This window comes from Synergistetes bacterium HGW-Synergistetes-1, assembly GCA_002839185.1.
Lineage (GTDB): Bacteria > Synergistota > Synergistia > Synergistales > Synergistaceae > Caenicola.
Window position 1 is genome coordinate 104,076 of sequence record PGXO01000003.1, and the last position, 24,953, is coordinate 129,028.

Annotated in this window: 23 protein-coding genes, 3 tRNA genes and 1 other RNA gene; 6 read left to right on the forward strand and 21 right to left on the reverse strand. The window is 48.8% G+C overall.

What is annotated here, in order from left to right; all coding sequences use genetic code 11:
* Nucleotides 1-21: 21 nt before the first annotated feature.
* From CVV54_03295 to CVV54_03320, 6 genes are all read right to left on the reverse strand, one after another.
* A complete protein-coding gene (locus tag CVV54_03295) occupies nt 22-1,488 on the reverse strand; it encodes a sodium:proton antiporter (GenBank protein ID PKL04996.1) in 1,467 nt (488 codons plus the stop codon).
* Nucleotides 1,489-1,667: 179 nt separating this feature from the next.
* Nucleotides 1,668-2,420: an oxidoreductase gene (locus tag CVV54_03300; protein PKL04997.1), complete on the reverse strand. Its 753-nt coding sequence runs from the start codon at nt 2,418-2,420 to the stop codon at nt 1,668-1,670.
* Nucleotides 2,421-2,472: 52 nt separating this feature from the next.
* A complete protein-coding gene (locus tag CVV54_03305; protein ID PKL04998.1) occupies nt 2,473-3,588 on the reverse strand; it encodes an ATP-NAD kinase in 1,116 nt (371 codons plus the stop codon).
* A 1-nt stretch (nt 3,589) separates the two neighbouring features.
* Nucleotides 3,590-5,155 carry a glycine dehydrogenase subunit 2 gene (locus CVV54_03310; GenBank protein ID PKL04999.1) on the reverse strand — a complete coding sequence of 522 codons (1,566 nt, stop codon included), beginning with the start codon at nt 5,153-5,155 and terminating at the stop codon, nt 3,590-3,592.
* Nucleotides 5,156-5,168: 13 nt separating this feature from the next.
* On the reverse strand, nt 5,169-6,554 hold the full coding sequence (locus CVV54_03315) for an aminomethyl-transferring glycine dehydrogenase (protein PKL05000.1): 1,386 nt from the start codon (nt 6,552-6,554) through the stop codon (nt 5,169-5,171).
* Nucleotides 6,555-6,906: 352 nt separating this feature from the next.
* Complete coding sequence (locus CVV54_03320; GenBank protein ID PKL05001.1) at nt 6,907-7,689, reverse strand: short-chain dehydrogenase; 783 nt, start codon at nt 7,687-7,689, stop codon at nt 6,907-6,909.
* 159 nt (nt 7,690-7,848) lie between these two features.
* On the opposite strand from CVV54_03320, the gene CVV54_03325 reads away from it, so the two are divergent.
* Entirely contained in the window at nt 7,849-8,496 is a 648-nt protein-coding gene (locus tag CVV54_03325; protein ID PKL05002.1) for a GntR family transcriptional regulator, read from the forward strand.
* A 431-nt stretch (nt 8,497-8,927) separates the two neighbouring features.
* On the opposite strand, the gene CVV54_03330 is transcribed toward CVV54_03325, so the two are convergent.
* The 4 genes from CVV54_03330 to CVV54_03345 all read right to left on the reverse strand — a co-directional run bounded on the left by CVV54_03330 (nt 8,928) and on the right by CVV54_03345 (nt 12,907).
* The gene (locus tag CVV54_03330; GenBank protein ID PKL05003.1) at nt 8,928-10,190 is read right to left on the reverse strand and encodes an argininosuccinate synthase; all 1,263 of its coding nucleotides are present in this window, start codon (nt 10,188-10,190) and stop codon (nt 8,928-8,930) included.
* Nucleotides 10,191-10,681: 491 nt separating this feature from the next.
* Nucleotides 10,682-11,482, reverse strand: coding sequence for a 5'/3'-nucleotidase SurE (locus CVV54_03335; protein ID PKL05004.1), 801 nt, complete (start codon nt 11,480-11,482; stop codon nt 10,682-10,684).
* Nucleotides 11,483-11,491: 9 nt separating this feature from the next.
* Nucleotides 11,492-12,088 (reverse strand): site-2 protease family protein, encoded by a 597-nt coding sequence (locus CVV54_03340; protein ID PKL05054.1) that lies wholly within the window; start codon nt 12,086-12,088, stop codon nt 11,492-11,494.
* A 111-nt stretch (nt 12,089-12,199) separates the two neighbouring features.
* Nucleotides 12,200-12,907 (reverse strand): thiamine diphosphokinase, encoded by a 708-nt coding sequence (locus CVV54_03345; GenBank protein ID PKL05005.1) that lies wholly within the window; start codon nt 12,905-12,907, stop codon nt 12,200-12,202.
* 202 nt (nt 12,908-13,109) lie between these two features.
* Here CVV54_03345 and thiW point away from each other — a divergent pair, with 202 nt between their 5' ends.
* Nucleotides 13,110-13,640, forward strand: a complete 531-nt coding sequence (gene thiW, locus CVV54_03350) for an energy coupling factor transporter S component ThiW (protein PKL05006.1) — start codon at nt 13,110-13,112, stop codon at nt 13,638-13,640.
* Here thiW and coaE read toward each other — a convergent pair.
* From coaE to raiA, 3 genes are all read right to left on the reverse strand, one after another.
* The gene (gene coaE / locus CVV54_03355; GenBank protein PKL05007.1) at nt 13,630-14,247 is read right to left on the reverse strand and encodes a dephospho-CoA kinase; all 618 of its coding nucleotides are present in this window, start codon (nt 14,245-14,247) and stop codon (nt 13,630-13,632) included. The genes thiW and coaE overlap by 11 nt on opposite strands.
* The gene (locus tag CVV54_03360) at nt 14,186-16,150 is read right to left on the reverse strand and encodes an ATP-dependent DNA helicase PcrA (GenBank protein ID PKL05008.1); all 1,965 of its coding nucleotides are present in this window, start codon (nt 16,148-16,150) and stop codon (nt 14,186-14,188) included. Before CVV54_03360 ends, coaE begins: the two co-directional genes overlap by 62 nt.
* A gap of 141 nt (nt 16,151-16,291) precedes the next feature.
* Entirely contained in the window at nt 16,292-16,834 is a 543-nt protein-coding gene (raiA, locus tag CVV54_03365) for a ribosomal subunit interface protein (GenBank protein PKL05009.1), read from the reverse strand.
* A 188-nt stretch (nt 16,835-17,022) separates the two neighbouring features.
* On the opposite strand from raiA, the gene CVV54_03370 reads away from it, so the two are divergent.
* Nucleotides 17,023-18,186 (forward strand): pyridoxal phosphate-dependent aminotransferase, encoded by a 1,164-nt coding sequence (locus CVV54_03370; GenBank protein ID PKL05010.1) that lies wholly within the window; start codon nt 17,023-17,025, stop codon nt 18,184-18,186.
* Between the two features lie 587 nt (nt 18,187-18,773).
* On the opposite strand, the gene CVV54_03375 is transcribed toward CVV54_03370, so the two are convergent.
* The 8 genes from CVV54_03375 to CVV54_03410 all read right to left on the reverse strand — a co-directional run bounded on the left by CVV54_03375 (nt 18,774) and on the right by CVV54_03410 (nt 24,058).
* Nucleotides 18,774-19,949 (reverse strand): tRNA adenylyltransferase, encoded by a 1,176-nt coding sequence (locus CVV54_03375; protein ID PKL05011.1) that lies wholly within the window; start codon nt 19,947-19,949, stop codon nt 18,774-18,776.
* A 69-nt stretch (nt 19,950-20,018) separates the two neighbouring features.
* Nucleotides 20,019-20,576 carry a ribosome recycling factor gene (locus CVV54_03380; GenBank protein PKL05012.1) on the reverse strand — a complete coding sequence of 186 codons (558 nt, stop codon included), beginning with the start codon at nt 20,574-20,576 and terminating at the stop codon, nt 20,019-20,021.
* Nucleotides 20,577-20,792: 216 nt separating this feature from the next.
* Nucleotides 20,793-21,503: a UMP kinase gene (locus tag CVV54_03385; protein ID PKL05013.1), complete on the reverse strand. Its 711-nt coding sequence runs from the start codon at nt 21,501-21,503 to the stop codon at nt 20,793-20,795.
* Nucleotides 21,504-21,692: 189 nt separating this feature from the next.
* The gene (gene tsf, locus CVV54_03390; protein PKL05014.1) at nt 21,693-22,289 is read right to left on the reverse strand and encodes a translation elongation factor Ts; all 597 of its coding nucleotides are present in this window, start codon (nt 22,287-22,289) and stop codon (nt 21,693-21,695) included.
* A 2-nt stretch (nt 22,290-22,291) separates the two neighbouring features.
* On the reverse strand, nt 22,292-23,131 hold the full coding sequence (rpsB, locus tag CVV54_03395; protein ID PKL05055.1) for a 30S ribosomal protein S2: 840 nt from the start codon (nt 23,129-23,131) through the stop codon (nt 22,292-22,294).
* A 165-nt stretch (nt 23,132-23,296) separates the two neighbouring features.
* Nucleotides 23,297-23,770 carry a hypothetical protein gene (locus CVV54_03400; protein ID PKL05015.1) on the reverse strand — a complete coding sequence of 158 codons (474 nt, stop codon included), beginning with the start codon at nt 23,768-23,770 and terminating at the stop codon, nt 23,297-23,299.
* Between the two features lie 56 nt (nt 23,771-23,826).
* An RNA gene (gene ffs / locus CVV54_03405) (signal recognition particle sRNA small type) lies at nt 23,827-23,926 on the reverse strand.
* 55 nt (nt 23,927-23,981) lie between these two features.
* Nucleotides 23,982-24,058: transfer RNA gene (locus CVV54_03410), tRNA-Arg, on the reverse strand.
* Between the two features lie 35 nt (nt 24,059-24,093).
* Between CVV54_03410 and CVV54_03415 the strand changes: the two genes are divergently transcribed.
* The 3 genes from CVV54_03415 to CVV54_03425 all read left to right on the forward strand — a co-directional run bounded on the left by CVV54_03415 (nt 24,094) and on the right by CVV54_03425 (nt 24,870).
* Complete coding sequence (locus CVV54_03415; protein PKL05016.1) at nt 24,094-24,558, forward strand: tRNA adenosine(34) deaminase TadA; 465 nt, start codon at nt 24,094-24,096, stop codon at nt 24,556-24,558.
* Between the two features lie 86 nt (nt 24,559-24,644).
* Nucleotides 24,645-24,737: transfer RNA gene (locus CVV54_03420), tRNA-Ser, on the forward strand.
* Between the two features lie 40 nt (nt 24,738-24,777).
* Nucleotides 24,778-24,870: transfer RNA gene (locus CVV54_03425), tRNA-Ser, on the forward strand.
* The last annotated feature ends 83 nt before the right edge of the window (nt 24,871-24,953 follow it).

Genomic DNA, 24,953 nt, shown 5'->3' on the forward strand with positions numbered 1-24,953 from the left:
CAGTCTGATGCAGATATTTACTTACTTTTCGTATTGCGCCGCCTGACTCTTCAGGTAAACATCCGGCTCCGAAGGTATCTTAAAGAGCGGGATAAACCTGTCCAATCCTGTAAAGGTTAGGAAGAGCATAGAACCTACCGCGATCCAGGCAAGGTAGTTGTGGGTGATTATATCTCCGACCGTAACATTTGCAGCAAGCGGATAGACAGATGCGCTGATGCCGAGGAAAAAACCCATATAAACATGCCATGGGATGAGCTGTGATCCAAGAACACCCATCGCGTCAGAGAAGGTTGCATTTCTAAGAGCAAGCGTGTACATATCTTCCTTGCTTCCAACAACACTGGATTCGGTCATGTCCTTTATGATCGGACCTATCGTGACTATCTGGGCCATTTCGTCAGCAAGTGCCGCGTTCCCAAGAAGACATATGACCGCATTGGAGAACATAAGGTGTCTGACCTTGCGTACCATCTTCAGGACGACAACAGCTATTGGATCGAATGCATTCATCTTTCTCATTACCCCTCCAAAAGCTCCTACCCAAAGCATCATCGCAATGGACCAGCTCCCGGCATCGGAGAAACCAGTGTAAACAAGTTCCAGAAATTCGGAAATGCTGCCGACAGTTCCTGCCATAAGTCCAAATATCAGAGAAGAAATGATACCGGCACCAAGACAAATTAGGGTACTGAATCCCTTTATTGCAAGCCCGAGTACGATGATAAGCGGAAGGATCATATACGCAGGTACTCCTGCTTTTACAAGTTCAAGAAGCGTAACAGCGGAAGGTCTCTTTTCAGCAAGAGCTGCCCATACATCCTGAGGGATCTGTGCAATAGCGTCCGCAGCCTGGCCTGTCGTACTGGGAAGTCCCAGAGCAACTCCTACAAAATAGAATACGACTGCAGAAATCGCTAAACAGAGAAATGACCAGACTCCCTGGTGACGGACCCTTTTGATGATCTCAACTTCCTGAATACCGGAACTGACTATAGTAGTATCTGATATAAGACCTATATTGTCTCCAAAGCATGACCCACCTGCTATGGCTCCTATAGTGAGAGCAATGTTTCCACCTACGATGTGGTTGAGCCAGAGGAATATAGGGGCACATGCCGCAAACGTTCCCCATGATGTACCTGTGGCTATGGAAAGTATTGCTGTTACCATCAAGGCCACGACTGCCAGGACCTTCGCGTTGAGTCCCGCTGCAAGCGACATGTTGATAACAGAAGCGGCGACCCCTGTAGCCATGAAGCATTCTGCAACGGCGTAAGCTGCCTGTAAGATAAGGAAAACGATCAGGAAATGCTTAAGGTTGTCCAGGGCTGCATCAAGAAGTTCGTTGAACTTGTAGCGATCGACGATCATAGCGATCAAAATTGCATACATAAAAGAGAGAGGCGCGGCAAGCAAAATATCCATTCCCGAAAGCATCAATCCTGCGATAACAACGATCGGGGTCAATCTTAGCAAAGCTTTCATTTTCAATTGCCTCCTTTTATTTTTTTTAAAAAATAGAATAAAACAGATATATCAGAATACAATGTATACCTTAAAACTTCTTCATTCTTATATATAGACGGGACAACTCGCGCTATCCCCTCTTCGGCATCATCTTCTTTCTTCTGGTTTTTGAAAAAATGTTACTCCGTTGAGAGGGCTTAATAGAGACCGGCTGTCTCTCCTCCATCGATCCTTATATCTGCGCCGGTTATGTATTGGGCATCGTCAGATGCTAGGAAGGCGTAAAGTGCACCTATCTCACCCGGTTCCGCATGACGCTTCATAGGGATGCCCTCGTTAACTTTAGCAAGCATTTCGTCCGTGTATTCGGCCCTCTGCATGGGAGTAAGGACATATCCAGGGCAGACGCAGTTGACTCTGACATCAGGAGCAAGCTCAAGTGCCATGCTCTTGGTAAGAAGTATTACTCCCGCCTTTGAAGCATTGTAGTCCGTGTACCAGCGGTGGCCTTCCGTTCCGTTAGAGGATGCCGTCATAAGAATGACTCCGCTTTTCTGGGCTTTCATTCTTCTGGCGGCCTCGCGCGAGCAGAGGAACATACCGTTAAGGTTAATGTCGATAACCTTCTGCCACTGTTCATATGAGATGTCTACAAAGTCTTTGCGTATGCTTATTCCCGCATTTGAGATCAGTACATCTATTCCGCCAAGCTCCCTGTCCATCTTTTCAAATGCAGCGATAACATCATCTTCACTGCTTACATCGCAAATACATGACCCTGCAAACTGCGGATTCTCAGCCATCACTTTTGATATTGCCTCTTTGTTGCAGTCAAGGATAAAAACCTTCGCACCTTCAGCCGCGAACCTCTGTGCTGTAGCAAGTCCTATGCCGCTTGCCGCGCCTGTTACCATTACCTTCTTATCTTTCAGTTCGCTGTATTTTGCCATCGAACTGCCCCCTTTATTTTTTAGTGTTTAGTTTCGATTGGATGTGGAAAAACTATCCAATTTTTGCCATTATCTTTTTTCCGAAACCTGTTATCACTGGGATATAGCCTTTGAACTCTTCGTCCAGTGCCGGATCTCCTGTATCTGCTATCAGAGACTTTCCAAAAAGATCAGACATTTTAGATGAATTTGCAATTACAGTTATATTATCTCTTGGTATCATCCTGATGACATCGGGACTCAGTTGCTGGTTGCCCCTGCCGAAGATGTGCCCTTGACCTCCGATGACTGTGATGACCAAATGACGTTTGTTTTTTTCGAAGCCTGAAAGTGCGCTTCTGATCTCTTCCTCAGTCATGTCTTTTCCTGCAAGGCCTTTATTTACTGCGGCATCCACACCCAGCAGGGTACCCTCTATGCCAAGGTTCTCAATTATCGAGTATGCAGTGCTTCCCGACCCTATCAGATATATTTCTTCTTCGCGCATGTTTTTGATGACATAGGCTGCGATATCAAGCCTTTCGGAATCATCAGAGGACGAGCTTCCGGATTTCCTGTCCTGCATGAACTCCCTGTCATCGGGGACTTTCATATATCCATAAAGCTGAGCCCTGACTATGTTGTTTCGGAAAGCATCCTCATCGAGATCCATTACCTCTGCAAGAATAAATCTTTTGACCTTGCCCTGAAGCAGGTTTTTAATCATCATACCGGCGTCCTTCGGTTTTTTGGCGTAGACGGCTGAATGGATCTTTACTCCCGCCGGTATCCCAATGACAGGAACCTTTTCTCCGACTGCTGAGCATATGTCACGTGCAGTCCCGTCACCGCCTGCAAAGACTATTGTTTCGACTCCTGCCTCCAGCATGAGAGATACCGCTCTTTTAGTATCATCGGCGGTCGTTTTTGCTGTGGGATCGAATACTATCTCAGGTTCCAGCCCGTTTTTGGACAGCAGGCTTCCTCCCATTTCGCCCGCAGGAGCATAAAACCGATGATCTGAAGCGGCTTCCCTGAATACGGCAAGTGCGGTCTCCGCACGGCTGTTTGCCGTAGGGACCGCACCAAGCTCTATGGCCCGACGGAGAATATCTTCTCCGTCGGTGCCCTTGAGAGCAACCTTTCCTCCCATACCTGCTACCGGGTTTACGAGGAAACCGATCTTCATTTTACTTAGGCTCGAAGTAACCTTTGTACTTCTTGTTATAAGAGCGCCAGGTTATCGAGTATTTTGCCGGATCATCGAAATAGTCGTGGTCGATATGGTGGACCGTGCTGTTCGATGGAGCACGTTTCACTGCTTCAGGCTCCTCGTAGCACATTCTCGATATCTCAGCCAGAACCGTGCAGTAATCGTCAATGTCAGTCTTAGAGTAGGACTCGCTGGGCTCTATCGTGAAGGGTTCGGGAATCACAAAGGGCTCGTGGCTCGACCAGTAGTGGGTCCCGAAGTCAGCAATGCAGCGCTGTAGATCGGCAGTTCCAAATCCGGTATCTTCCTTGAGTTTCTCCCAGCTGTAACGTGCCTGCTCAATACGTGAAGGATGGTGCGGGAAGCTCATTGAAGCGCCCTTTATCGCAAGGATCTTCTTCATGCAGTAGTTATTGTTCAGGATGGCGACCCTTGATACTTCTCTCAACCCATCTGCACCAAGTGTCATTATCCATGAATAAGCCTTGAGGATCACCGGAATGACACCCCAGAAAGATTTGATCTTCCCGCATGACTTAGGCAGATCGAAGTCAAGGTAGTATCCCTTTTCCGGGCGGTACTCTACAAGCGGAACTGGCATGTACGGACGAAGCTCTTTTCTTGCCGCCACCATCCCCGTGGCAGGTCCGCCGCATCCGTGGGGGGCCGAGAAGGTCTTGTGGAGGTTGAAGAATGACATGTCAAAGTCAGCTTCCGCAGTCCTTGTGATACCCAGCAATCCATTTGCGTTCGCCTGGTCATAGCAACAGAGGACTCCCTTTTCATGGGCAAGTCTGGTAAACTCTTTGATCCTCACGTTGAAGATGCCCGTATCTTCTGGGTTGGTGAAGAAGATGGCGGCAGTTCTGTCAGAAAGAGCAGCCTTGAAAGCTTCGATATCGGGATATCCTTCAGAGTCTGGCTGTATGATGGTTACCTTGTATCCCTTCACAATAGGCACAGCCGCATCTGCAGGATGCGAGAAGAGCGTCGTGATGACTTCATCGCGTTTATCCTCTTCACCTTTGTCGCGCCAATATGCCCTCACTATTGAAGCAAGAGCCAGCACTCCGTGCGATCCGCCTCCGGGCTGGACACTGAATACATCAAGCCCTGAGATAGATTTGAAGAGCTCACACGTTTTATACATTATCTCGAGCACTCCCTGAGCCGTCTTTTCAGGCTGCAGCGGATGCATGTGCAGCAGCTTAGGCGAACCTGCCAGGCGTTCGTTGACCTTTGGGCTGTATTTCATGGTGCATGTGCCCTGTCCTATGTCTATGTTGCCGTCAACTCCGATATTCTCCTGGGAAAGGTGGTTGTAGTGCCTCACAAGCTGGAGCTGTGCGATCTCGGGAAGATTTGCCGTATCCTTCCTAACCATGTGTTCAGGAAGGGTTCCAAGGACTTCTTCTTTTGATACGCAGTCACAGCAGGGTCCGGGAACGAGCACACCGCGTTGCCCCGGCTCGCTGAGCTGGTAAATGATCGGTTCGTTCCATCTGGCCTGATGAAAATTTTTCATTCTTGTCAGTCCGTCCATGATCTGTCCCTCCTTATCCGAGTATCTCGCACAGGGCGTCGGCTATGGCTTTGATATCTTCCGCCGTTGTCTGTTCTGTCACACAAAGGAGCGAGCAACCTTCAAGCTCGGGGAAGCATTCTGCAAGATCATACCCACCGAGTATTCCCTTCTCAAGAAGCTTCTCGTTAATCTCCTTTACTGTTTTGCCCGTGCTGCTGAAATCAACAACTATCTCTTCAAAAGGAGTCCCGGTGAACCTGTCCAGGTCAACTCCCTTTACCTTAGCAAGAGCTTTTTTCAGGCAGACCTGACGCTGCAGTATAGCTTCGCCAAGTTCCCTCATTCCATGGGGCCCCATAGAGGCAAGATAGACGCCTGCGGCGATCCCCCATAGAGCCGAGTGAGTGCCTACAAACTCCTTGGCACTGTCCCTGTTGGCAAAAGAGGTACGCTCCCAGAGGACGTCACCGAACCCCCACTCGCCTTCGCTTGTGGGTGCTATTCCAAAGAGCCTTGAAGGGTATTCCTCAATGATCTCCGACTTCTCGTTCGCTGCAACGAACCCTGCAACTCCGCCGCCATAGTTCATATGGATACCAAGGGGCTGGATATCACCGCATGCCATGTCTGCCCCGTAACGGCTTGGAGGTGTGAGGACTCCCAGCGTAGAAGGTTCAACATATGCGACCATAAGAGCTCCAACCTTATGGGCCATATCAGCTATTTCCTGAGCTTTATCCTCAATGATCCCGAAGAAATTTGGGTTCATGACGAGGACTGCGGCGGCCTTGTCCGTCAGGCAGGCCTTGAGGCTGTCCAGGCAGATGCGGCCTGTTTTGTCGTTATAATTTACGTATGTGATCTTCACATCAGGCTGCAGATAGGTCTCAACAACCTTCAGGACATCTGGGTTTAGGTTCCTCGGTATGAGTACCTCTTTCCTCTTCGTTATCCTTGTCGCCATCCTGAGTGCTGTGCCGCAGGCCTGGCTTCCGTCATAGTTGGGAACGTTGCAGATGTCAAAATCCAGCAGCTCCGCCATCATCGATTGATACTCAAAAAGCGCGTGAAAACGCCCATGATCCTCGTAAGGCTCGCCCGCGTAGGCTGTAAGGAATTCGGACCTGTTGATGACCTCATCGACAACTGCAGGCACATAACGGTTGTAGCAGCCTGCTCCAAGGAAACAGCGAAGCTCTTCCGCCGTTGTATTTTTGTTCATGATCCCGCTCACATGCCTGTATATCCCCGCTTCATCCTCAAAAGGTTCAGGAAGCTCCATCGGTTCCTTCATGCGGACCTCTTCAGGAATGTCCGCGATCAGATCCTCGATCGACCCGACCCCGATAAACTTCAGCATCTCCTCCTGGACCTCAGCCACCGAATTAGGAATATAAGGGTAAACCTTCTTCCCCATGTCACTACCTCCCAAAATCAAAAATTAAATCCCTGTTTATCTCTTAAAAAATCTTTTGCTTTTGACTTTTCATTTCCCCAACCCCAACCGCCGGTAAAACGGCGAATAGATGGGGCAGATGCGATGTGGCTGGTTGGCGCCCATACCGGAGGCGTATATCTGATACGTCGAGGATTGGACACCAGCCTTCCACGAAGCAGATGTCCCATATATTCTCCGTTTAAACAAAACGGCGATTAGACGTGCCAGATACGAAGTGATTGGTCGGCGTTCGCACCGGAGGCGTATATCTGATACGTCGAGGATCGAACGCCGGCCGGTCACAAAGTAGATGGCGCGTATAATCGCCGTTTTAGGCGATGCCGCCACCATCGACCACGAGACTCGAGCCCGTCACCCATGGTGCCATATCGCTGCAAAGGAAGAACACACACATTGCGACATCCTCAGGTGCCCCCAGCCTGGACATCGGCCGCTGTGCGCAATCCTCCTTGTACTTCTCGTCATACACTCCGCCCAGCTGCTCACACTCGCTCTTCAGCATCGGCGTATCTATATCACCGGGGCAGACACAGTTCACGTTTATATTGTCGGGACCATGGTCGATCGCCATCGCCCTCGTCATGTTCCATACTCCGCCCTTCGCAGCACAGTATGAGACCGCGTGGTCTCCGCCTTTCAACGCCCAACCTGACCCTATATTTACGATCTTTCCTCCGCCCGCCTTTTTCATGTAGGGGACAACATGCTTGCTCATCAGAAATACGCTCTTCAGCGTCACATTCAGGGCAAGATCCCAGTCCTCTTCGGATAAAGTCTCTACTGTATGACGGCGGGCGACACCCGCACAGTTCACAAGTATGTCTATCCTTCCGAATTTCTCAATAACGGCGTCAGCCAGAGTTTTGCAGTCGGATTCTTTTGTGACGTCGCATTTAATGAAAACGGCATTGTTGCCGGCGGAGGCTATTTCACTCTGGACACACTTCGCAAGCTGATCATTGATATCAGCCATTACAACTGTAACACCTGCATTTGAAAAGAACCTTGATATCCCGGCACCTATCCCGGAAGCTGCCCCCGTCACGACAGCGATCTTTCCCTTCATACCACAGAGTTTGTTCAGATCGATCATACAGATCACTCCTCTAATGTCAAAAAATATAATCAATGGTATACAATGAATACATGCTTTAATACTTTATATATGATACTTATTTTTATGTCAAGCAGTTCTGCTTGCACTATACAGGACAACTGTATATATTTGTTACAATTGGGTGGAGGTGATCAGATGGCGAGAAGTAACACTCCCGGGAAAACATCAGCGGATCATGTATACGAAGGTATCCGCAGAGGCATTTTCGATAAGACGTTGAAAAGCGGGCAGAGGCTTCCCGAAATCTCCATAGCTAAGGAATACAACGTCAGCAGGACTCCTGTAAGGGAAGCTCTGCGACGCCTGGAGAACGAGGGGCTAGTGCAGATCGTCCCCGGATGGGGTGCGTGCCTCTCCTCCCCTACTAAACAGGAAATTATAGACACCTACGAAGTCAGGGGCAACCTTGAGATTATGGCAATAAGAAAGGCATCACACCTCATCACCCCCTTACAGCTCTGCATGCTCCAGGAGCAGATAGACAACGAAAGAAAAGCTTTCGAGGAAAAAAACCTCGAGCTATACATGAACGTCAATGACGCTTTCCACCAGATAATTGCCGAATCTTCAGGCAACAGCACCCTGGCTGGATATGTAAAGAACATCCTCTCAAGGACCTATGTCCAAACAATATTCTTCGAATCCTTCTTCAATTTCGCTGACAACCCCAGCCTCGAAGAGCACATCAAGCTCCTTGAAGCCCTCAAAGAACATGATGAAGCTAAGTGCGTAAAATTAATGCATGAACACATCCGCCTGGCAATGGAAGCTTTGCATCAATAGGCTGCGGCGTGGACACGCCGCAGGGAATTTGCCAGAAAAAGCTTCTGGCGGGAGTCAATTGGGAATCAATTGCAAATCGATGGCAAATCAGTTGGTTGGTGCAAAAAATAGCTCATAGAGCAGATTCAGAGCCGCTAGATCCCCGATTTATGCATTCGGGGACGACGAAGATGGACCTAAGTCAAGACTAAAAAAACCTGGTTCCCGGTCAACCTCATATCGGGAAGACGCCAAGGTCATAGGCATAGGCAGAACTTGGACCTGGGTTCCGGGCTCAAGGGCACACGGGAACGACGGTGAGGGAGCAATTGGGGCAGATCGTGGATGATGACGACGCAATGCGCAGTGGAGCCTCACGAAGGCGTATATGAATACGTCGAAGTGAGGCTCCACAAGCTTTGCTAAGTCAGCGCCGCGATATGCCCCAAGTGCTAGAAGGCGTCCTTACCCTTGGCGTTAATAAAGGCATCGATGGGATTGACGTTCTTCTCCGAATGTGTCTGTCTCCATGTCTTTATCGGCATGCCCCAGATCTTGATGAATCCTACTGAAGCTGACTGATCAAAAATGTCTCCTGCGGAATATGTGGCAAGGGCTTTGTTATAGACAGAGCTCTCTGACTTCATTCCGTTCACTGTTCCATTACCCTTATAGAACTTCATCCTTACTGTGCCGCTGACAGCCTTCTGCGTGCTGTCCATGAATGCCTGTACAGCTTCCATCAGGGGTGAGAACCAGTAGCCCTCATAAGCCATTTCGGCGAACCTGACCTCAAGTTCTTTTTTAGTCTTGAGAGTGTCCTTTGAAAGGGTTATGGTCTCAAGTTTTTTGTGAGCTTCCATGAGTGCAAGTGCCCCCGGGCACTCGTATACTTCGCGGCTCTTGAATCCAACAAGTCTGTCTTCGACCATGTCGATCCTTCCATAGCCGGCTTTTCCCGCAGTCTTGTTCATGATGTCGATCAGTTCGATGCTTCCCATCTTCTGGCCGTTGATAGCAACAGGGATACCTGCCTCGAAGGTGATCTCGACAGTTACCTCTTCATCAGGAGCTTCTTTGGGATCCGCGGTGAGGGCATATGCATCTTTGGGAGGCTCGTTCCAGGGATCTTCAAGAATGCCGCACTCTATCGACCGTCCCCAGAGGTTGTCATCAAGGCTGTAGGGGCTCTGACGAGTCGTGGGTACGGGCACGTTGTGGGCCTCGGCGTAGTCCATTTCTTCTTCGCGGGTGAAACCCCAGTCACGAACGGGGGCTAGGACTTCGATTTCAGGATTGAGCGCGTTGCAGCAGACTTCTATACGGACCTGGTCCTGGCCTTTGCCGGTACAGCCGTGTGCTACCGCTACTGCTCCCTCTTTCTCTGCGCACCAGATAAGTGCCTGGGCTATCATAGGGCGGGAGAGGGCGGAGTTAAGAGGATATACTCCCTGATATACCGCGTTTGATTTGAGCGAGGGCCATACGAATGTGTCAATAAAAGCCTCACGAAGGTCAACTACATAAGCTTTCACTGCACCTGCAGCATAGGCCTTCGCTTTGATCTCATCAAGGTTGTCAGCCTGCTGGCCAACGTTCATAGTAAGAGTCACAACATCGTAACCCTGATCATGGAGCCATGGGATCGCAACTGAAGTATCAAGTCCACCGCTGTACGCCAATATTACCTTACCTTTTTTTTCTGCTGTCATCATTTCAATTTCCTCCTTAATTTTTTCAAAAATTTATTTTTTGAGCACCTGTCCGCTCAAATAGACAAAAAAAACTCGTCCCTCTTCCGGTTAAGGAAGAGGGACGAGTATACTTTACCCGCGGTGCCACCCTCGTTGACGCTCTGCGCCCACTTGGTTCGTTTGTTTTCGGAAAACTACCGGACCCCTACTTGATCGTGACGATCTTTCTTCGGGTTCTGCTCAGGGGTGCGGGAACTTCGATACTACCTGCGAAAAGTGCTTTCAGCCGATGGCACTTTATCTCTGTCGCCGAGCGATCGAATCCATGGCCCCGTCATCGCATTTGTTATGCGTAACAAGGGTGATTCGTCGGGTACGTCGTGCTCGTTCGACAGCGGTATAATGCAAAGCTCCAGCCTCCTTTTGATAGTATCCTCGAAAAACTGTGTGGTATTTTATCACCTATTGCCTAAATGTCAACTAAAAACTATGGTTTACTTTTAAAATATGATCTAATTTTTGTTTATTTCAGTCTCTATATAGGCTTCCAGACCGGCTTCCTTGCATTCCTTCTGGGTCTCAAAACTTGTCATCTCCATGTGAACAGGAGTCACTGAAACATAATTGTTAGCAACTGCCCATACATCTGTTCCATCAGACATGTCATCCTCTATGTTGCCGCCTATCCAATATGCATCGCCGCCGGAAGGAGTCTTTATAGTCCTTATCTTGTCTACGTAGCGGCGTACGCCCTTCCTTGTAACAAGCACCCCTTTTATCTCTGATATTGGGATATTGGGTACGTTCACGTTGAAAAGTACGCCCTCAGGGACCGGAGATCCCTTCGTCCAGTCAAGCATTGCCATAAGGGTCACAGCAGCCGTATCATTGTAAAGTTCTTTGTCCTTTGAGCTCATAACAAGAGATACAGCTATCGAAGGGTATCCGAAAATGACACCTTCCATTGCCGCGCAGACTGTTCCTGAATAAGTAAGGTCATCGCCCAGATTTGGTCCCTGGTTTATCCCCGATATCACCATGTCAGGTTCAAATCCCATCGCGTCTATAGCCATTATGACACAGTCTGTCGGAGTCCCGTCGCAGGCCTTTGCCTCAAAATCTGCAGAGAGAAAGAGCCTGTTCACGTTGCGTATGTGCACCGGCCTGTCCATCGTCATCGCGTGACCGCATCCGCTCCTTTCCCTGTCCGGAGCTACAAGGAGGACATTGTGTCCCGCCTCGGTAAGTTTTTTGGCAAGCGTCTGTATCCCTATCGAGTAAACTCCGTCATCGTTTGTCAGCAGAATATTCATTTTTACCACCTAGAGTATTATATTCAGGATAAGGCTCATTATCGGGCTCATCAGCACTGGGATCACTCCCAGTATCATCAGCGCTACAATGACGAACATCCCGTACCTTTCCAATGTGTAGTAGACATTCAAATATTTATAAGGAAGCATGACATAAAGGACACGCGACCCGTCAAGTGGAGGGATGGGCAAAAGGTTGAATGCAGCAAGCCCCACGTTCATGTATATCATTATCAGGATAAACTGCTGCGCCGCATATGTCTGGAAGAGCGCTGGGAAGATCTTCACAAGCTGTGCACAAACAAATGCTGTAAGTATGTTCCCGGCTGCCCCCGCCAGGCTGACGATTGCCATGTCCCTTCTCGGATTCTTAAAATACCCGGGGTTGATAGGCACAGGTTTAGCCCATCCAAATCTGAAGAGAAGTAGACAGAGCGCTCCAATAGGGTCCAGGTGGTGCATAGGATTCAGACTGAGCCTTCCGTCCATCTTCGCAGTGGGGTCTCCAAGTTTCATAGCAGCATAGCCGTGACAAAATTCATGAAAAGTTATAGCCCAAAGCACTGCAGGCAGGCTGAGAAGAAGTTCAGCCAGACGTGCTGTAATATTTCCGCCTCCAAAAAACACTGCCGATCACATCCCTATCGATCCAAAATCTAACAGAAAGTATTTTATCATGACTGACAAATTGCACTGTCTCATAAATTACGCATATCTTTAAATTTCCCAGACCCAGTATACTCCGACAGTTCCCTCTTTGACGGAGACCTCCGCTTGTTTTCCATCTGCAAGCCTGTTGCTGACACTGTAAGGTTTCCCATACTTAAGGCAGACATCCTCAAGGGGCCACCTGACTCCTTTTATTGAGACCCCCCTGCTTTCGCCGGTGAAGGGTATAAGTGAAATTGCGCCAGGTGATCTCTTAAAATCGATCTTCAGTTTTTCAGGCCCACTCAGGAAGATCATTCCCTCTATCTCGTCAGCCATCCCAAAAGGCCTGATATTTTCGCCGCAGTTAATAAAAGAAATGACAGTAGCCCAGAGATGGTCAAACCTGCCTGCCAACCCTCCTGTAATAAATAGAGCCTTCTGTTTTTCCCCGCCTTTTCCGGACAAAAGATCAAGGGCGATCTGAAAGTCTGTAAGATCCTTGTCCCTGTTGAATTTTGAAACGTCTACGCCGTTATCCACGGCCCACTGCCATGCTTCAGGAGAGGCACTGTCTCCGTCTCCCACAAGTTTATCCGGCAGGATCCCAGCTTCAAAGCAGGGATCTACGCCGCTGTCCACTGCCCACAGGTTCTTATAAAAACCAAGGGATCTCATCCAGTCGGCAGAGGGCTTCCTGCCGCCAAGCACCATCATAGTTATATCGAGATCACACTCTGTCTCAATGGTCAGATCAGGCAGAACAATCGTTTTCAATAAAAACAACTCCCGTGAAAAGGCTGACTATTGGGCAATTATACATTAAGGGAAGGGTAGGCGGCTGAAAATTACTTTCATTATTACCCTCTCTCTGATAGAATATGCTGGCCGGCATAGGCCTGCTCCGGTTCCCTGAAGCTTAGCCAGAACAATAAGCCAGACAGTAAAATGCAAAGTTACATTTATAGAGGTGTACAGAATGAATAAAAATGAAACATTAAAAAAAATTATCTTCAAAAAGGCACTCGCTGCGGGGATTCTGGCAGGTGTGGGAGTAGCTCTCTCCTTTGTCTCCATTCCTGTGGGACCAACCAGATGCTTTCCTTTCCAGCATTCCATAAACGTGATCGCGGGTGTTTTACTTGGTCCATTCTGGGCTGTAGGAGCAGCGTTCACTACAAGTCTGATAAGAAACCTGATCGGCACAGGCAGCCTTTTCGCATTTCCTGGAAGCATGTTCGGGGCACTCCTTGTCGGAATGGCGGGGCGATCGCTGCACGGGAGGCATAAACTTTTTTCAGCTATGGCTGAACCTTTCGGGACAGGTATCATCGGTGCATGGGTCAGCGCAGCCATCGTTGCTCCTCTGACAGGAGCTTCTGTAAGCTTTGCTTTCTTTGCCTTCTCTTTCCTCGTAAGCAGTGTGCCCGGTGCCGCTATCGGTGCGGCTGTGCTTTATTCCCTTGAAAAGAGATCTGTGATAGGCCGGTTCGAGGATATTATGATCTAGAAGATCTTTCCTTCTCTAAGAAGATCTTTCCGAGCTCCCTGGCCTTGGTTTCCCACTCTTCTTTCGAGCCGGAGTTCTCCAGGACCCAGTCTGACTTCCTGATCTTTTCATCCCTCGGCATAAGCCTGCTCTCGCGCCTTTTTATCTCAGCGGCATCCCATCCCCTTAATGCGTTGCGTTCAACACGCTTTTCTGCGGACGCCGAAACGAATACCACAAAATCCATCCATTCGGGACGCCCACATTCAAAAAGCAGCGGTATCTCGACAACGACCCAGCCTTCGGCATTCCTTACGATGTCTTCTATAGCCGCGATAGTTGCAGGATGCAGAAGATCTGATACAAACTCATACTCTTCCTCTTCAGAAAATATCTTTGCAGCTATTTTTGCAAAAACGGACTTCTGATCGCCCTCGAAAAAATCACTGCCCCATCTTTCAGCGGCCTTCTTCTGCACATCGGGAAATATCCACATATCACGGGCGACCCTGTCGGCATCGATGATTGTTGCGCCCATCTCTTCCCACACCCTCGACAGGGTACTCTTACCAGCGCCAACGTCTCCTGTCAGTCCTACTGTCAGCAAAATAACCGCCTCCGGCTGTATCGTCTTTTATCTCAGTTGAGCTCTTTGGGATCTCTCCGATGAACCTTGAAGTTCTGTTCCTCTGTACTCCTCCGAAGAGCAGCCTCGATGACGAACCGCTCATGTATAGTCTTTCCTTGGCCCTCGTCATGCCAACGTAGCAGAGCCTGCGTTCCTCGGAGAGGTCGCTCTCTCCCTCGACAGCGCGCGCACTCGGGAAGATGCCCTCTTCCATGCCCGTTATGAAGACGACAGGGAATTCCAGTCCTTTTGCCGCGTGGAGTGTAAGCAGATTGACCCTGTCCTCCATGTCATCCTGCGTATCCTGATCCGTAAAGAGTGGAATTTCTGTCAGCACCTGTGCAATGTCTCCGTCCTCAGGAACAAGTGAAAGTATCTCAAGAACGTTCTCCACCCTCTCTTCCCAGTCTTCGGGATAATTGGCCTTTAAATATTCTTCGTAACCCTGAGAGTAGAGGACAGTCCTCACTGCCTCATGGACATCCGAAGAGAACCCCAGTATCTCCAGCATGTTCTTTGCCAGTTCCTTCGCACCATTTCCAGATTTGCCCTTCAGTCCCCCGCCTGTCTTTGCCATCTCACTCCAGACAGTTGCGGGATCCAAACCGGTCGTCATTTGGAGCTGTTCCGAAAGTATCTCGACGCTCTTTTTTCCTACTCCGCGCACGGGAACGTTAGCGACCCTGGAAAGAGATATGCTGTCCCTTGGATTTACTGCAAGGCGCAGCATCGAAAGGACATCCTTGACTTCCAGCCTTTCATAGAAGGCAAGTCCCCTGATGACCCTGTACGGGATCCCTTTTTCCAGAAGCGTCTGTTCGATGCCGCGGCTGAGCGCGTTCATCCTGTAAAGTACCGCCATCTCACAGTACCTGTACCCGTCGTCCCTCAGGCTCTCTATCTGATCGGCAATCCAAACTGCTTCATCCTGATCGGTGCGAGACCTGTAAATGCTTATAAACTCGCCCCTTGGCGCAGCTGTCCACAGATCCTTGGGATGCCTGTCGGAGTTCTTTTGTATGACTCCGTTCGCACCCTCAAGTATCTTTCCGGTAGAGCGGTAATTCTGGTCAAGGACCACTATCTTCGCGCCTTTGAAGTCATTGGCGAAGTTCATGATCATACCCATGTCTGCTCCGCGCCATCCATATATTGACTGGTCCGGATCGCCGACCACCATTATCTTTCTTCCTGAATCTACGAGACAGCGCAAAAGCAGGTACTGGGGCCTGTTGACATCCTGGTATTCATCGACGAGGAGCCAGTCAAGACGGGAGCGTTCACGCTCGCGAACTTCCTTGTCAGTGGCAAGAATATGCAGGGGAAGCACCATAAGATCGTCAAAATCCAGTGCTCCCTGTGAAATCAGATACTGCTGGTATTTTTCATAGAGGGGGAGCCATCTGGTTTGTATTGCAGGCTCCCTAGTGACCGGATTCGACTCCGTTTTGACCCTAGATATAAGTTCTATTGCTCCTCCGGCGTCCATTATCCGCGGATCGATGTCAAGCTGGTTCAGAACTTTTTTTATAACGTTCCTTGTGTCTCCCCGGTCAAAGATGACAAAGCTCTTTGGATACCCAAGCCTCATTAAGGAATCGGAATACCTGTGAAGAAAGCGGAGCCCGTATGCGTGGAAGGTCGAGACCTCCATCCCTCTGAGGTCTGAGCCAAGGAGACTTTCCACCCTTGTCTTCATCTCTTTTGCAGCCTTGTTTGTAAAAGTAAGAGCAAGTATCCTCCAGGGGGCGACCTTCTTAGTCCCGATCAGATAAGCTATCTTTGAAGTAAGGACGCGTGTCTTGCCGCTGCCCGCACCGGCGAGCACAAGTTCATGACCGTCGCAGTATACAACGGCTTCTTTTTGTTTGGGGTTTAAAGAATCAATGATTTTATCTGACATATGTCTATTATCACCTTTAGTCTCTATTTACGGTTTATAAAAAAAGGGGCCTTTCGGCCCCTCTATATTACAACTAATCACTCCTGCTACAAATAAAACTTTAAATGCTGCAACAGGGTCCGCTCTGCAGTCAGCCGGAGATCACTTGGGCTCCAACAGGCCGTATCCGCCTTCCTCCCTGCGGTAGACTACATTTATACCTCCGGACTGGTCGTTCTTGAAAATAAAGAAACTGTGTCCGAGGAGGTCCATCTGCATCGTCGCCTCAATAGGAGTCATGACATCAACGTTAAACTTCTTCGTCTTGACTATCTCGCGCGACATCTCTTCCTTATCAGGATATGCGGGCAAAAGTTCGGGATCTATGTCAAATGAGAAATCCTGTACTTTCATCCTTGCCTTGTCTGTAAGATATCCCTTATGCCTCTTGACCTGGCGCTCAATATTCTTCAGTGCCTTGTCAAAAGCCTTCCTGAGGTCAGGCGCGTAGTCTTCGCCCCTCATTACTACCCCATTAACGTTGGAGGTTATCTCAACTACATTCATCCCGCGCTTGAAGTTCAACGCAACCTGCGTGTCAATGATCTTGTCAAAGAATTTTTCGATCTTACCGACCTTCTTCTCCATATATTCTCTGACCTCTGCCGGCAGTTCCACATTGCGCGTAAGAAAACGTACCTCCATAGCAACTCCTCCATTCGTACTGATGTGGATATATTAATTGCTGCTGTATCAATTGTATCATCATATCAGGCTACTCTCAAACCTATATAATATGTATAATTACCTATTCGAAAAAGTGCTCGATTGACGCAAAAAAAGCCTAAGGTATAATCTCAAAAGAGCAGAAAAATGAAAGAGGGGAAAATGTCATGAAAATGTCAAAGAGAATACTTGAGATCAAACCTTCAGCTACTTTAAGTATCTCAGCCAAGGCAAAAACAATGAAAGCGGAAGGCAAACCCATAATATCATTCAGCCTAGGAGAACCTGATTTCAATTCTCCTGAATGCGCATCAAAAGCCGCAATAGACGCTATCAACCGCGGTGAATCGCACTACACACTTAACTCCGGAATAATTGAACTCCGCAAGGAGATCTGCAACTACTACAAGAGACGTTTTGGCCTCGAATACACTCCTGACGAAGTGCTCGTAGCTCCCGGAGCAAAACCGCTCCTCTACGAGGCGCTCCAGATGCTTGTTGACCCCGGCGATGAGGTGCTCCTTTTCTCACCGGCATGGGTCAGCTATGTTGAACAGGTACATCTCGCCGGAGGCAAAGATGTCATAGTCGATACCCTCAAGACAGACCTTATACCCACAAAGGAAGCCATTGAGGCCGTCCTGAGCGATAAGACGGTGGGTATGATAATAAACTCGCCATCAAACCCTTCAGGGGCCATCTATAACGAAGAGACACTGAAAATGATCGCCGATGTGGCAAGGGAGAAGGACCTCTGGATCATCTTCGACGAGATATACGAGAGATTGGTCTACGCACCGGCAAAACATGTCAATATCCTCAACGTAGCCCCGGATCTCAGAGACAAGGTCATCATCATAAACGGCGCAAGCAAGGCCTATGCGATGACCGGCTGGCGTATCGGCTACGCACTTGCACCGAAACCTCTCATTGCCAAGATGAACACGCTGCAGACACACCTTACCTCAAATGCATCCTCGATAGCCCAGTGGGCAGCCTGGGGAGCAGTAAAAGACGCCGACCCGGATGTTGAAAAGATGCGCGAAGCTTTCGAGGAACGCCGCAAGGTCATCCTTGAGCTCGTCAGGAGCATGCCCTATGTAAAGGTCAGGGACCCGGAGGGCGCCTTCTACATCTTCATCGATGTAAGGGAGAGCCCGATCCCCGACGATATTAAGTTCTGCGAAAAACTCCTGGAGGAAAAATTTGTTGCCGCAGTTCCCGGCGCTGCGTTCTTCGCCCCCGGGTTTGTGAGATTCTCCTATGCGTGCTCAATGGAAAATATACGCGAGGGGATGCAGCGCCTAAAGGAATTCCTACAAGCTTTGTAGGCGCAATTGGGGCTTCTCGGAGCGCTAGCTTAGCAACATTTGCGGACCCTCGCTTCGACGTATGTTTAGTGCTTTGGCGAAGTGCGGCATGAAGATGCCGCGCGAAGCTGCGACCTTAAAAATGTCGCGGGAAGCAGTTGCGAAGCGATCGTAAGGGCAAAAAACCACTGTCAAAACAGCTTGATTACGGTGAAGATAATGTTTTCAGGGAGCGGGAGTATTCTGCTCCCTTCTTTATTATCAAATATTATTACCTAAAATTACTTGAAAAGTTTTCAATTCAAACTTTGGCGTTATCTTTTCATCGTCTCTCCCGGAAGCCTCCAAACGGGAGCCCAGTGTCTCTGGCTTCAAGTTATTGTTGCTTTTATTATTACTAAGACCCAAATCACTTGATCCCGGCATCTCAAAACGCATTCGAAATAGTTCGAGCACTAAGGTAAATTTTACAAGTTTTCCTAATCGGAAAACAGTGCTCTCCTGACAACTGCATACCGGGAAGACTATCAGGAGCTAAGTCCATTAGGTTTTTCAATCGTTTCACCATTGCTTCACTACAGTTTCACGCGACCGTATTTGTCGCAGTTTCACAATATTAACTTTGAAACTGCCTCTATTTGCCGTGCGCGGATCCACTCTCCTCTGGCCCTTCCTTCTATTCCTGCCGGGAGTTCCGCACGGGCTTTTTTCATTACATCAAGATACATCTCGCTGTTCTCAAGGAAGGGATAAGAGTCTATAGTACCCTCCGCTTTTGTTATGGCTATGCATCCGTCAATTCCTATGGGGTGATTTTGAAGTTTAGTAAGAGTATCCACGGCGACAGCGGGGGCTTTCCCTGTTGCGGGTTCAGGCAGATGCAGGGATGCGAACTCAGCGCACCTTCGCCATACACCCGGCAGCCTCAGCGTTCGATCGATCTCATCCAACAGATCTTCACGACCTTCAAGTGAGAGTCCAATCGATCTTACAAGCGAGGCAAACCTGACATCTGGCCGTTGGCATAGCTTCGCAGTCTTATCCAACAGACTCATCGCATAGCTGAAATCTTCCCCGCCATCTTCAGACTGCCTTTTCCAAATCTCACCAAGGGGAAGGATAACAGCAGCAATGACACCCGCCTCCGCCAGCATCGAGAAGAATATGGAGGGTCTGTCAGACATCATCGCCCTCTTCAATTCGCCAAAGATCCTTTCTTTCGGCTCGTACAGAAGTTCTGGGCCGCAGCATTCCATCATCTCAAGGGTCCGCATTTCAATAGTGAAATCGAATTCGGCTGCCTGCCTGGCAGCACGAAGAGCCCTTACGGGATCCTCACAGAAGTGATCAGAGGTCGCCCTTATTTTCTTTCCTTCGATGTCAGTCTGTCCGCCAAATGGGTCTATCAGCTTATCCTCTTCAGGCGACCATGCTATGCTGTTTATCGTAGTATCCCGCCTGAAAAGATCTTCTTCTATCTTTACGTCAGGTCCGTATTCGACCACAAATCCCTTATAGCCAATACCTTTTTTCTTCTCGGTCCGTGCCATGGCAACATCGCAGGGGCGGCCGTCAATGTATAAAATAAAGACCGGAAAGGAGTTTCCTGTTTTCTGAGCATCAGGAAAGCCTGAGGTAAAGTTGTTTTCGTTAATCCCGCAAACCACGTAATCCTTGTCGTGGGGGCAGCGCCCCATTAGCCTGTCCCGAACCCAGCCTCCCGCGACATAAGCTGTTCCACCGATCTCTGTGACTTTCCTGAGGAACTCTATCTCTGTCATCATTTGAATAATATAACACAGGGAGGCACTGCCTAAGCAATGCCTCCCTGAATATGTCTTATTTTTATGAAGCTATTTTTCCATTATTTCCTTTTCTTTATCAGCCAGCATCGCGTCTACCTTCTTGATAAATGCGTCTGTATGATCCTGGGCTTCCTTCTGATACTTCTTCAGGTCATCCTCAGTGATGATACTATCTTTCTCCATCTTCTTAAGAGAGTCTATGGCATCCCTGCGAACGTTGCGGATAGCTATCCTTGCTTCTTCAGCCGACTTGTTGACTATCTTGGACAGTTCAACACGGCGGGCCTGAGTAAGTTCGGGCAGGTTGAGACGTATTGTTTCTCCGTCGTTTTGTGGATTTATCCCAAGTGGGGAAGCCTGAATGGCTTTTTCAATTGCTTTCATAGCAGTCTTGTCCCAGGGGTTAATCATGATCTGACGCGCTTCCGGAACACTTACTGTGCCCATATTCTTAATAGGTGTGGCGGTTCCGAAGTAGTCGACCCTTATGTCTTCTACAAGGGCAGGATGAGCCCTTCCCGTCCTTATGCCCTGAAGCGTCCCCTTAAGGAACTCCAGCGTCTTTTCACTGCGGGTCATTAAGTCTTTCATCAAATTTTGAGGCACGCAGATCACTCCTTATAAGATTAATATACCGTTCCTGCAGGCATTCGATCAGTCTTGAAAACCTCAGCGGATCATCAGCCTACTCCACTCCAAGTCATCCGACCTGAACAATAGTATATACCAAATTTCACACAAAATGGGCGATTTTATTGGGCACTGCAATTGTTTTTAAGATTTCAGGCAAATAATCAGGGCTTCTTTTATATACTTCTTGAGCTAATCACTTACTGTCGATCCTATGTCCTGTCCTTCGATAAGAAGCTTTCTTAGGTTGCCTTTTTTATGAACGTCGAAAACGATTATCGGTATCTTATTTTCCTGGCAAAGCGAGAAGGCCGCAGCGTCCATGACCTTGAGCTGCATCCTCAGCGCATCCATGTAGGTAAGCTTTTTAAGACGCTTAGCATCGGGATACTTCTCCGGATCTTTGTCGTAAATACCGTCTACCTTGGTCGCCTTTATTAGACATTCGGCCCCTATCTCAGAAGCCCTTAAAGCTGCTGTTGTGTCTGTAGAGAAATAAGGGGAACCTGTTCCTGCGGCAAAGATGACGATCCTTCCCTTTTCCAGATGGCGTATCGCCCTCCTGCGGATCACAGTTTCAGCGACCTGCTTCATTTCAATGGCAGACTGTACCCTTGTCGGCTGACCGAGACGCTCAAGAGCATCCTGCAGGGCAAGTGCGTTTATGACGGTACCCAACATTCCCATATAATCGGCCTGCGCCCTCTCAACACTCACTGTCTGCGCACCGCGAATGATGTTTCCGCCACCGACTACCATAGAGATAGCAACACCTTCTCTTGCAACCTCTACTATCTCTTCGCATATCCCTCTGATAGCTTCGTAGTCCAGTCCAAAATGCGCATCACCTGCAAGTATCTCTCCCGAGAGTTTTAACAAAACACGATTATATTTTCGATCCATCAGGGCACACTCCTTGTTTATATTTTTTTAAATATATTGATCTAATGTAATAAAGCCGGGTAAATAATGATGCTGCTCAAATAATTATCCCGCATAAGCCCGCGACTTGTGCAGTTATTAACGTCCGTTTCCTGTAAAAGGTTATAAAAAAGAGCGAGGGATTCTCCCTCGCTCTTTTTATGAATTATTTTATCCTTCGATGATAAAACGGGAGAAGCGACCTACTTTAATGTTTTCTCCGATTTTAGCTATGTTCTCGACAACGAGATCCTTGATCTTTTTATCGGGATCACGGATGTACTTCTGCTCCATCAGGCAGTTCTCTTCGTAGAACTTATTAATACGGCCTTCTGCGATCTTGTCAAGCATCTTTTCAGGCTTGCCCTCTTCGAGAGCCTGTGCCTTGATGACTTCGATCTCGTGGTTCACTACGCACTCGGGCACATCTTCCGGCACGATAAAACCGGGGTTCGCCGCAGCGATCTGCATTGCGATCTCGTGGCCGAGTTGCTGGAACTCTTCTGTACGGGCAACAAAGTCTGTCTCGCAGTTGAGTTCTACAAGAACGCCAAGTTTTGCGTTGCTGTGGATATAACTGAAGATCATACCCTGAGCTGCGTTGCGTTCTGCCTTCTTTGCCGCTTTGGCAAGTCCCTTCTCGCGAAGGAAGTCAACTGCCTTGTCTATGTCGCCGCAGCACTCTACGAGCGCTTTTTTGCAGTCCATCATACCTACTGAGGTACGGGCGCGAAGTTCGGACACAAGTCCTGCTGTGATATCAGCCATCGTTAGTTAGTCTCCTTCCAGCCTTTCTGCTCCTCTATTGCCTTTACTGCTTCCTTGTCGATCTCCTCTACTACTGCATCAAGCTCTTCAGGGACAACAGTGGCTTCTTTTACTTCCTCTACCTCTGTTGCTTCGCTTGCGCTTTCGACCCTCGAATCCTGTCCCTGACGTCCTTCGATGAAGGCGTTGGCCATGAGTCCGACTACCAGCTCTATTGCGCGGATAGCGTCGTCATTTCCGGGGATCGGATAATCGATCACATCGGGGTCGCAGTTCGTGTCGACGATCGAGATTACTGGGATACCAAGCTTATGGGCCTCGAGGACTGCGATCGTTTCACGGCGCGGGTCGATGATGAAGAGTGCATCGGGGATGTCCTTCATATCCTTGATGCCGGAAAGATACTTCTCAAGCTTGTCTTTTTCCTTCCGAAGCTGGATGATTTCTTTTTTGGGATACTTGTTGATCGATCCGTCAGTTTCCATTCCCTGAAGTTCGACCATGCGGGTCACCCTGCGGCGGATCGTCGCAAAGTTGGTAAGAAGACCGCCCAGCCAGCGCTGGTTGATGTAATACTGTCCGGCCTTGAGTGCCTCTTCCCTGATCGGATCCTGCGCCTGGCGCTTTGTTCCGACAAAAAGAAGCGTGCCGCCTGACTTTGATACTTCGCGGACGAAGTCATAGGCTTTCTCAAGTCCTTTGACTGTCTTCTGAAGATCGATGATGTAGATGCCGTTGCGTTCCGTGAAGATATATGGCTTCATCTTCGGGTTCCAGCGCCTGGTCTGATGTCCGAAATGAACACCGCACTCAAGCAGCTGTTTCATACTTACTACTCCCATGTGTATCCCTCCTGTTTTTTCCTCCAGGCACTTCATCCCGCAAAAAAACCCTCTCGGGCAACATTCTTGCGATCCGCACCTGTGTGTTATGTACCGCTCCCCAGTATAACATGGAGATATTTATTTTTGCAAGCTCAAGAAAAGAAAGTCACAAAATTCAGTGTTTCAGCTGAAAAGCATTCCTGCGAGGCCTGCAGACTGTATCCGTTGCCCTGAGAAGGTATCCAGTATCTCTTTTCCCCTGACTGCATAGACGCGCCACGCAACGTTTATCGATCCTTCTGATACTGAGACATATCTGTTTCTGATGATTTTTTTCCAGCTCTTGAAATCATCAGGCACCGCTCCATACTCAGCGATCTCCTTTGCAAGCATCGGAGATATTTTGATATCCAGACGCTCTATTTCTTCGGCTTCCGGCATATAGTCCATCTCGGGCGTTACTGCCTTCCTATCTACAAGCGTCGTCTTCCCGTTATACCCGTCGACGATGACCACCTGATAGATATACCTGGGACCGTGCATCAGGCTTCTTTCAAGGATCTCAACAGGCGCGATGTAGACAGGGATAAAGATAAGTTTGTCTCCGGGCTCCGGTCTTTCCTTCATCGGCAGATATCCTGAAGGTTGGGCATCCATATTATTATCCTCCGGCTTATTTAAGGATCGTATTTACGAAAAGAGTGCTTTCTGCAGGGAGTCCAGTGACCCCATGGCACCCAAAAGACTCCGCTTACCGCTGCTTCCTTCCGGACCTGACGGGGTTCACGGGCTTTCGCCGCATAGGACTGGACACCCTGCAAAAAACACTCGCTTTTCATCGATATATGATAGCATAACATTATTCAAATGGCGTGCCTGTCGGGATTCGAACCCGAGACCTTCAGCTCCGGAGGCTGACACTCTATCCAGCTGAGCTACAGGCACAAGACCCGGAACAGAGGAAGTATAGCACATTAAGAATGGAGCTGTCACCGATGGACGACACTCTTTACATGAAAGAAGCCTTAAAAGAAGCAGAGAAAGCCTTTCAAAAGGGCGAGATCCCTGTCGGCGCTGTAATGGTCAGAAGCGGTGAGATCATAGGACGGGGATCGAACAACAGGTCGCTTGAAGACTCTCCTCTTGGGCATGCGGAGATCGTTGCAATGCAGCACGCTTCAAAAGTTCTTGATAACTGGAGATTTGACGACTGCGTTCTCTACGTGACTCTGGAGCCATGCGTTATGTGTGCCGGCGCGATGGTACAGTCGAGGCTCGGGACTCTCGTTTACGGCGCAAGTGACCCTAAGGCCGGTGCGGTAGGTTCGCTTTATAATATTCTCAGAGATCCGAGAATGTACCACAGGTGCGTTGTGAGGTCAGGAATATTGAAAGATGAGTGTGCAGAATTGCTCCGGATTTTTTTCCAAAAAAGGCGAACTTAAGTGGTTTGATCCATTTTGACATTCACTATGGAATAAGCTATAATGCGCTCCGTCAGTTTGTTATAGGTAGTTGATGCGACACATGCGGAGAGGTGGCTGAGTGGTCGAAGGCGCTCGCCTGGAAAGTGAGTGAACGGCTTATCCCCGTTCCAAGGGTTCAAATCCCTTCCTCTCCGCCATTTTGTATCGATCCAGACAAGCTGTTTTTTTATATTCAACGGAGGGGTGGCCGAGTGGTCGAAGGCGGGCGACTCGAAATCGTCTTGGCGGTGCTGAACTGTCACGTGGGTTCAAATCCCACCCTCTCCGCCATATTTTTACCAGAACCTGTTTTCTGACACATGAAATTATCCAGTAAAAAAATAAAGTTGGGAAGGCAAATAAAGCCGACCCAA

Bases quoted from the DNA above. Each gene is read 5' to 3' on its own strand.
- CVV54_03295 (PKL04996.1), bottom strand. From the start codon at position 1,488: ATGAAAGCTTTGCTAAGATTGACCCCGATCGTTGTTATCGCAGGATTG.
- CVV54_03300 (PKL04997.1), bottom strand. From the start codon at position 2,420: ATGGCAAAATACAGCGAACTGAAAGATAAGAAGGTAATGGTAACAGGC.
- CVV54_03305 (PKL04998.1), bottom strand. From the start codon at position 3,588: ATGAAGATCGGTTTCCTCGTAAACCCGGTAGCAGGTATGGGAGGAAAG.
- CVV54_03310 (PKL04999.1), bottom strand. From the start codon at position 5,155: ATGGACGGACTGACAAGAATGAAAAATTTTCATCAGGCCAGATGGAAC.
- CVV54_03315 (PKL05000.1), bottom strand. From the start codon at position 6,554: ATGGGGAAGAAGGTTTACCCTTATATTCCTAATTCGGTGGCTGAGGTC.
- CVV54_03320 (PKL05001.1), bottom strand. From the start codon at position 7,689: ATGATCGATCTGAACAAACTCTGTGGTATGAAGGGAAAGATCGCTGTC.
- CVV54_03325 (PKL05002.1), top strand. From the start codon at position 7,849: ATGGCGAGAAGTAACACTCCCGGGAAAACATCAGCGGATCATGTATAC.
- CVV54_03330 (PKL05003.1), bottom strand. From the start codon at position 10,190: ATGATGACAGCAGAAAAAAAAGGTAAGGTAATATTGGCGTACAGCGGT.
- CVV54_03335 (PKL05004.1), bottom strand. From the start codon at position 11,482: ATGAATATTCTGCTGACAAACGATGACGGAGTTTACTCGATAGGGATA.
- thiW (PKL05006.1), top strand. From the start codon at position 13,110: ATGAATAAAAATGAAACATTAAAAAAAATTATCTTCAAAAAGGCACTC.
- CVV54_03360 (PKL05008.1), bottom strand. From the start codon at position 16,150: ATGTCAGATAAAATCATTGATTCTTTAAACCCCAAACAAAAAGAAGCC.
- raiA (PKL05009.1), bottom strand. From the start codon at position 16,834: ATGGAGGTACGTTTTCTTACGCGCAATGTGGAACTGCCGGCAGAGGTC.
- CVV54_03370 (PKL05010.1), top strand. From the start codon at position 17,023: ATGAAAATGTCAAAGAGAATACTTGAGATCAAACCTTCAGCTACTTTA.
- CVV54_03375 (PKL05011.1), bottom strand. From the start codon at position 19,949: ATGATGACAGAGATAGAGTTCCTCAGGAAAGTCACAGAGATCGGTGGA.
- CVV54_03385 (PKL05013.1), bottom strand. From the start codon at position 21,503: ATGGATCGAAAATATAATCGTGTTTTGTTAAAACTCTCGGGAGAGATA.
- tsf (PKL05014.1), bottom strand. From the start codon at position 22,289: ATGGCTGATATCACAGCAGGACTTGTGTCCGAACTTCGCGCCCGTACC.
- rpsB (PKL05055.1), bottom strand. From the start codon at position 23,131: ATGGGAGTAGTAAGTATGAAACAGCTGCTTGAGTGCGGTGTTCATTTC.
- CVV54_03400 (PKL05015.1), bottom strand. From the start codon at position 23,770: ATGGATGCCCAACCTTCAGGATATCTGCCGATGAAGGAAAGACCGGAG.
- CVV54_03415 (PKL05016.1), top strand. From the start codon at position 24,094: ATGGAGCTGTCACCGATGGACGACACTCTTTACATGAAAGAAGCCTTA.